Source organism: Moorena sp. SIO4E2, assembly GCF_010671945.1.
GTDB classification, from domain to species: Bacteria; Cyanobacteriota; Cyanobacteriia; order Cyanobacteriales; family Coleofasciculaceae; genus Moorena; species Moorena producens.
Genome location: NZ_JAAHIE010000750.1, coordinates 1 through 2,982, shown reverse-complemented (window position 1 = coordinate 2,982; position 2,982 = coordinate 1). Strand labels below are relative to the sequence as shown.

Annotated in this window: 5 protein-coding genes and 1 pseudogene; 3 read left to right on the top strand and 3 right to left on the bottom strand. The window is 36.2% G+C overall.

Annotation, left to right across the window (positions count from 1 at the left end; genetic code table 11):
- Positions 1–903 (top strand): annotated as a pseudogene (locus F6K37_RS36545) (IS4 family transposase); the annotation flags it as partial.
- On the opposite strand, the gene F6K37_RS36540 reads toward F6K37_RS36545, so the two are convergent.
- The gene (locus F6K37_RS36540) at positions 866–1,258 is read right to left on the bottom strand and encodes an FAD-dependent oxidoreductase (protein ID WP_287255877.1); all 393 of its coding nucleotides are present in this window, start codon (positions 1,256–1,258) and stop codon (positions 866–868) included. The pseudogene F6K37_RS36545 and the gene F6K37_RS36540 overlap by 38 nt on opposite strands.
- Before the next feature lie 326 nt (positions 1,259–1,584).
- On the opposite strand from F6K37_RS36540, the gene F6K37_RS36535 reads away from it, so the two are divergent.
- Both F6K37_RS36535 and xseB read left to right on the top strand, forming a co-directional pair.
- The gene (locus F6K37_RS36535; RefSeq protein ID WP_267875608.1) at positions 1,585–1,716 is read left to right on the top strand and encodes a hypothetical protein; all 132 of its coding nucleotides are present in this window, start codon (positions 1,585–1,587) and stop codon (positions 1,714–1,716) included.
- A gap of 12 nt (positions 1,717–1,728) precedes the next feature.
- A complete protein-coding gene (gene xseB / locus F6K37_RS36530; protein WP_083373696.1) occupies positions 1,729–2,007 on the top strand; it encodes an exodeoxyribonuclease VII small subunit in 279 nt (92 codons plus the stop codon).
- A 6-nt stretch (positions 2,008–2,013) separates the two neighbouring features.
- Here xseB and F6K37_RS36525 read toward each other — a convergent pair whose 3' ends face one another.
- Positions 2,014–2,622 (bottom strand): hypothetical protein, encoded by a 609-nt coding sequence (locus F6K37_RS36525; protein ID WP_287255875.1) that lies wholly within the window; start codon positions 2,620–2,622, stop codon positions 2,014–2,016.
- A 151-nt stretch (positions 2,623–2,773) separates the two neighbouring features.
- A partial coding sequence (locus tag F6K37_RS36520) for a hypothetical protein (RefSeq protein ID WP_353838920.1) occupies positions 2,774–2,982 on the bottom strand: 209 nt, incomplete at its 5' end.

The following is a 2,982-nucleotide window of genomic DNA, read 5'->3' as shown; positions in this document are numbered from 1 at the left end:
TGATAGAACTAATTGGAATGACAAAAATTTATTGATGATTAGCTTAATTTATAGAAACCGAGCACTTCCCGTTTATTTTGAACTTATACCAAAATTTGGTTCAAGTAATTTTTCGGAACAAAAACAACTAATTTCAAATATTATAGGGCTATTTGATAACTATCAACTTGTCATTCTGGGAGACCGAGAATTTTGCTCAGTTAAATTGGCTAAATGGCTAGATACACAAGGTTTTCAGTTTTGTTTAAGACTAAAACAATCGGAGCAAATTCAACTCAATAATCAGAGGTGGGTTCCCTTAAAAAACTGTGGATTAAAACCAGGAATTTCGTTATTTTTTGAAAAGGTTAAGGTCACAAAAACTAAACAAGTATCAGGATTTAGTGTCGCCTGTAAATGGAAGAAAAGTTATCGTAAATCAGTGACCAAAGAAGGTTGGTTTATTCTAACAAATATGAGCGAAGTATCTGAGGCGATCTCCGCTTATAAGAAACGTTTTAATATTGAACAAATGTTCCGTGATTATAAAAGCGGTGGATATAATATGGAAGGCAGTAATGTTGTCGGCAAACGCTTTATATCTTTAGTGATTATAATATCTTTTGCTTATTTTATGGCCACAATAAAAGGAGAAAATATAAACAAAAAAGGAGTTCAGCAGTATGTGGCTAGAGTCAAAGAATATGGGCGATTAACTAAAAGACATAGCAGTTTTTATATTGGAATGTATGCTCAAAAATGGATTAATTTTATGGATCAATGTTGGGAATTAGTTTATGCTTTGATGCGTTTAAGTCGTCATAAGCTCAATAATTATTTACGAGGTATGAGAGCTATGAAGCTTATACAGTCTACTTTTTAGCTCTCATGTCACCCCCCCAGAAGTTATCCCTTCTTGGTTAATAGCAGTGTTTCCTATTTCATTGGGTACTAAATAATTAACATAGCTATCTACAAAAACATACTCAGGCATTAATTGTTTAAATAAAATACTTTGTTTGAATAAATGTTCCAGTGTCTTTTTATGTGCACCATAAACAAAATGATGCAAAATACCTGTATTATTGAGAGAAGCTCCATTTTTATTAAAAACTTTTGATTCAGCTTCAAAAACCGATACTTTGGCGATACCTAATTTAGCTAAAATACATGCTGTTGAGACTCCCATAGCACCGGCTCCAATAATGGCTATATTTTGTCTTTGCTGAAGTGGTAGATTAAATACAGTTTCTAGCATTTTTTTATAGGGCAATCCCATCTAAATCAGGTTAAAATAGAAGCAAACGTGATTGGACTTCTTTTCCACGAGACTTCTTATTTTTGCTTGCTTCAAGGAGCATAGCAACGGAGTCGGAACGTTGATTTTATTTAAAGGGGCTACTTTTAGTATTTATGTTTAGTTCAATTGTTCTCTATGGCTGGTATCACAGTTGAGGGTGTGGAATGTGCCTTAAAAGTCACTAAGTCCGATTGTCATAATTGGTTTACTGACTGCTGTTACTTTACCTCATAAGTCTTAGAATTGCTATATACTTTATTAACTATTGCCTCTATTCCTCTCCTGGGATGGGTTAGGGGTGGGTTATGCCTCTTGCCTCTTCTCCCGATTACCGATTACCGATTCCCGATTCCCAATTCCCGATTACCGATTCCCTGTTCCCGATTCCCTGTTCCCGATTCCCTAAAATCCAAAAATTCTGTACCTTACCCCATTGAGAATTACTATCTATGGAAACTCAACCTGATTCAAACCTAACTGATTCAAACCTAACTGATTCAAACCTAACTGAAATCCCTTCTGGAGAAACCTGGAACTATGAAGCGACGGTGGCTAAAGTGGAAACTATCATTAGGCAAATAGAAACGGGAGAACTAGCACTAGCCGACGTGTTTGATCAGTTCTCCGCTGCTGTCGAATATCTCCATGAATGTGAATATTTTTTGGATCAGCGACAGCAACAGATGGATTTGTTGATTGAGACGCTGAGTGATGATTCAGATTTTTAAGAGTAATTAGCCCATTCCTTGAATACCAACATGTCCAGCAAAGGCATACCAATCTTCACTAAAGCCCTTGAATTCCAGATCTTTCAGGCTAAATTTTACGTGATTCTCCTCCACAGTAAACTTAATGGTATTATCAGCATTAGCTTGATCAGTAACAATCACCAATTCAGTGCCTGCTGGAATTTCCTGCTTTGATACTTCATTCAACATATTAGATTGAATAGGAGCTCGCTTAATTACCGTATCTTGATTAAAGAAAAGGTTAAGTAAAACCGGTTGATTGACTAAGGTATTCTGATAAATAGGAATGTTGAAAGCAGTCTTATCCTCTTGTTTAGAGACTACATTACTAACCGTCTCTACCGGTTGAATACTCTCCATCATAATTGCTACATGGTCTTCAAAGGCATACCAATCACCACTGAACCCCTTAAACGCAATATCTTTTAAACCCATTTTAATGTGATTGCCAGATTCCTGACCATAATAGCGAAGTACTAATAGAGTACCTGCTGGTACCATCTGACGTTTATTATCAGGCAATTGCGACGATTGAATCGGCTCTTGCTTGAGATAGCTATCTTGCTTAAACAGAATTCTTAATACATTTGCCATGACATGATACCGGTTTTTAATTGGATAAGGTAAAAATTTTTTAGAATTGAGAATGTAGAATTAAGAAGGTAGAATTAAGAAGGTAGAATTAAGAATTAAGAAGGTAGAATTAAGAAGGTAGAATTAAGAAGGTAGAATTGAGAATGAAGAATTAAGAATTAAGAATTAAGAATTGAGAATTGAGAATTGGGAATTGGGAATTGAGAATTGAGAATTCTACCTTCTGCCTTCTACCTTCTGCCTTCTGCCTTCTGCCTTCTGCCTTCTGCCTTCTGCCTTCTGCCTTCTGCCTTCTGCCTTCTGCCTTCTGCCTTCTGCCTTCTGCCTTCTGCCTTCTGCCTTCACCATTATTCATGCTCC

What these genes read in the sequence shown, in the direction of transcription:
- F6K37_RS36535 (WP_267875608.1), top strand. Translation starts at nt 1,585, where the DNA reads ATGCCTCTTGCCTCTTCTCCCGATTACCGATTACCGATTCCCGATTCC.
- xseB (WP_083373696.1), top strand. Translation starts at nt 1,729, where the DNA reads ATGGAAACTCAACCTGATTCAAACCTAACTGATTCAAACCTAACTGAT.
- F6K37_RS36525 (WP_287255875.1), bottom strand. Translation starts at nt 2,622, where the DNA reads ATGGCAAATGTATTAAGAATTCTGTTTAAGCAAGATAGCTATCTCAAG.
- F6K37_RS36540 (WP_287255877.1), bottom strand. Translation starts at nt 1,258, where the DNA reads ATGGGATTGCCCTATAAAAAAATGCTAGAAACTGTATTTAATCTACCA.